Source organism: Cobetia sp. (assembly GCF_983723665.1).
Genome location: NZ_CFDJES010000064.1, coordinates 13,692 through 17,106, shown reverse-complemented (window position 1 = coordinate 17,106; position 3,415 = coordinate 13,692). Strand labels below are relative to the sequence as shown.

At 64.5% G+C, this 3,415-nt stretch carries 6 protein-coding genes; 3 read left to right on the top strand and 3 right to left on the bottom strand.

The window, feature by feature from the left end; translation table 11 throughout:
• Positions 1–659: 2OG-Fe(II) oxygenase (locus tag AC4FAH_RS08365; protein WP_490245890.1), on the bottom strand; the 659-nt coding region annotated here is incomplete at its 3' end.
• Between the two features lie 161 nt (positions 660–820).
• On the bottom strand, positions 821–1,450 hold the full coding sequence (locus AC4FAH_RS08360) for a CoA pyrophosphatase (protein ID WP_054555561.1): 630 nt from the start codon (positions 1,448–1,450) through the stop codon (positions 821–823).
• Positions 1,451–1,592: 142 nt separating this feature from the next.
• Between AC4FAH_RS08360 and AC4FAH_RS08355 the strand changes: the two genes are divergently transcribed.
• On the top strand, positions 1,593–2,177 hold the full coding sequence (locus AC4FAH_RS08355) for an NUDIX hydrolase (protein WP_054555560.1): 585 nt from the start codon (positions 1,593–1,595) through the stop codon (positions 2,175–2,177).
• 52 nt (positions 2,178–2,229) lie between these two features.
• Here AC4FAH_RS08355 and AC4FAH_RS08350 read toward each other — a convergent pair whose 3' ends face one another.
• Entirely contained in the window at positions 2,230–2,541 is a 312-nt protein-coding gene (locus tag AC4FAH_RS08350; protein WP_166018843.1) for a YqfO family protein, read from the bottom strand.
• Between the two features lie 123 nt (positions 2,542–2,664).
• On the opposite strand from AC4FAH_RS08350, the gene ftsB reads away from it, so the two are divergent.
• Positions 2,665–3,069: a cell division protein FtsB gene (ftsB, locus tag AC4FAH_RS08345; protein WP_225347115.1), complete on the top strand. Its 405-nt coding sequence runs from the start codon at positions 2,665–2,667 to the stop codon at positions 3,067–3,069.
• Positions 3,066–3,415 (top strand): IspD/TarI family cytidylyltransferase (locus AC4FAH_RS08340; RefSeq protein ID WP_490245889.1); only part of this gene is annotated, 350 nt, incomplete at its 3' end. The genes ftsB and AC4FAH_RS08340, both read left to right, overlap by 4 nt.

Here is a 3,415-nt window from a genome sequence, read left to right as displayed (position 1 = left end):
GCGGGATCGACCAGATTGCCCTGTGAGCTGTTGCGCCGGAACCAGCCGGTGACACTGGCGCGCGCCTGATGCGTCGGCAATACCTCATGGGGGATCTGCTCGGAGAGGAAGCACACGAAGGTGCCGGCCTCGGGGGTGACGCGTGCCATTTCGCGGCTGTCATCCTCGGGGTCGTAGAGCACGATCTCGCCGCCGCCATCGCGCGGCCAGTCCTCATTGAGATAGAGCACGCTGGAGATCAGGCGATTGCCGCGGCCGCGAAAGCTGTCGAGATGCTTCTTGTAGAAGCTGCCGACCGGATAGTGGGCAAAGTGGGCCTCATACTCGAACAGCCCCAGATAGAGGGCACGGTTGAGCTCATCCTTGAGCACGTTCATCGCTTCCAGATAGGCGCGCTGGGCACGCGAATTGCGGTCCAGCCAGCGAATCGCGTCGCCGCGGATGTCCGGGCGCAGATCATGCTCGCGCCCGCGCCCGATACCCGCCGCCGTCAGTTGCTGCCGCGTCTCAAGCTCCGTCAGTTCATCATTGAGCTGACGAATGACCTGGCGCGGCAGGAAGTCGGGGCGCACGCTGTAGCCATGCTCGACCAGTTCATCGATCAGCAGGTTGAGTGCGACAGGGTCCAGCAGTGGGGCGGGTGCAGGTGCAGCGGGCATCAGGCGCTCCGAACGGGAAGTGGCGTGGCATCGTGGGCGAGGAGTTATAGTCCAGTGCCATTGTCGGTGCAATATCGTCGGGGCAATGACGAGCCGTTAGGCGGGAACGCACCTTGTCTGGTGCAGGAGCTCAGTAACTCAGGAGTTCAGGATCTTGAGCTTCAGGGCCGAGGCGGCACGGGGCGCGGCGGCAGATGGCGCAGCGGGGCACCAGGCGGTGGCGCTGCCTTGAGGCTCACGGCATGGCCGAAGCCGATGGCCATCAGTTCGACCAGCATCATCGAGGACAGCCCCCACAGCACCTGGTCGGCCACGCGATAGCTGGGCACGTACCAGGTCTCGTCACCGACGGTGATCACATCGGTATGCTCGCGCTCGTCCTTGAGCAACATGCTCAGCGGCATCTCGAAGATCTGCTCGATCTCGCCGGGGTCTGCGCGCAGCGGCAGGTCAGCGGGAATGCGCCCGACAAAGGGCGTGACGCGCATGCCGTGCAGGGAAATCACGTCGCTCAGCTGGCCGAAGACCTCCACGGCGCTGGGCGGCAGCGCGACCTCTTCCTCGGCTTCGCGCAGCGCGGTGGCCAACAGATTGCTATCATCGGGTTCGGCCTTGCCGCCGGGGAAGGCCACCTGGCCGGGGTGCTGGCTGAGATGGCTGGCACGCCGCGTCAGCAGCAGCGTCGGTTCGGGCCGATCGATCAGCGCGATCAGGACGGCGGCGCGTGGTAGCTGGTGGTCAGTCGCAAGGGGTTGATGTGCTTGCAGGCGTTGGCGCAGGGCTTCTAGCATGTCGTTTCCTCGTAGGCATTCATCATGTGGCGCGAGGGTCCTGGCGGTCAAGGCGACTGCCATGCCGCTGGCCCCACCGCGCAACGAGGAAGCGGAGACGGGATGTCACTGAAGGGCGCCTTGAGATTTCATGGGAGAGCGAATGAATTATTGCAGTCACTGTGGTGAAACGGTGCGTCTGGCAGTGCCGCAGGGCGATGATCGTCTGCGCTACCTGTGTGATAGCTGCGGCACCATCCATTATCAGAATCCGCGCATCATCGCGGGCACCCTGCCGGTGCGGGACGGCAAGGTGCTGCTCTGTCGGCGTGCCATCGAGCCACGCCTGGGTTATTGGACCCTGCCGGCCGGCTTCATGGAGAACGCCGAGACCACCAGCGACGCCGCTGCCCGCGAGACGCGAGAAGAAGCCGGCGCCGAGGTCAAGCTGCAGGGGCTCTATACGTTGATCGACCTGCCGCATATCAATCAGGTCTACATGCTGTTTCGGGCCGAGCTGATCAGTGACTACTCGGCCGGCGTCGAGAGCCTCGAGGTGGCGCTGTTCGCCGAGGAGGAGGTCCCCTGGCAGTCACTGGCCTTCCCGACCATGGAAGTGACGCTGCGCCGCTACTTCGAGGACCGCCGCCACGGCGAGGGTGACGAGCATTTCCCGCTGCATCTCGAGCAGATCGACCTGGAAACCCGCGAGCACTTCTTCAACACCACCTTCCTGCCCGCGAGCTAGATCGTCTGGCCAATGCTGACCTCGCGTGCCTCGCTCTTCGGGGTGCGCGGGGTCAGAACGTTTCCAGTCGCCAGCAATCGAAGGCGACTTCTTCATAGGGGTGGGCGTCGCGCAGCGCCGCCACGGCAGCGGCGATGAGCGAATCGTCACATACCAGCTCTATCTTCAGTTCGGCGACGCGCTCCAGCGTGCCGCAGGTCCCGATATGCGGATTGGCGCTGGCCAGTGGCCGAAACTGGCCGGTGCCGCGTGTCTCGAAACAGCAGGCCTCGTAGTCGCCGATGCGCCCTGCACCGGTGGCAAAGACGGCTTCCTTGACGTGTTCGGCGTCATTCTCCGGGACGAAGAACGCAAGCTTGTACATCGGATGACTCCTGGCAGAAGGGTGAGAGGGCGCTGTCATCAGGTGGCCCTGATCGACAGGGGTGCGTCAAGCGTGGCAACGGATGCTGGCAGTGCCTGCGTCACGCTCCCGGATGATGGCATAATGCGCGCTGCAACGGCCAAGGACATCGCCATGCTCAAATGGATCAATATCTCACTGCTGCTGCTGCTGGCACTGCTCCAGTATCGGCTGTGGTGGGGCGAAAATGGCATCACCGAATTATTCGATATTCGCGCACGCGTGCAGCAGCTTTCCAAGGAAGATGCGGTGCTGGACAACCGCAATCAGCGGCTCGGTGCGGAAGTGGTCGACCTCAAGAATGGTCTGGCGGCCATCGAGGAGCGTGCACGCAATGACCTCGGCATGGTGCGCAAGGACGAGCAGTTCCTGTGGGTGCCCAATGTCGCGGTGCCGGAACGCAAGGCGCCATCACCCGATGAAGTGGCTGACGGTGCGCTGGAGGGCAAGGGCCTGGAAGGCGGGCTGCCCAAGGTGATCACGCCATGATGCCGACAGACGCCTCGCGCGAGCCCCGTCTGTGGTATCTGGTGCCGGCCGCCGGCGTGGGCAGTCGCATGCAGGCCGACCGCCCCAAGCAGTATCTGGAGCTGTCGCCCGGCGGCTGCGTGCTGGAGGCGACGCTGGCGACACTCAAGCGCGCGCTGCCCGAGGCAGGACTCTGTCTGGTGCTGGGCGCCGACGATGGCTATTTCTCGCCATCGATGGTGCCGTGGCAGGACTGGCTGCGCGCCGATGGCGGCAGCGAGCGTGCCGACAGCGTGCTGGCAGGCCTGGATTGCCTGAGCCGCCACGCCCATGACGATGACCTCGTGCTGGTGCACGATGTCGCGCG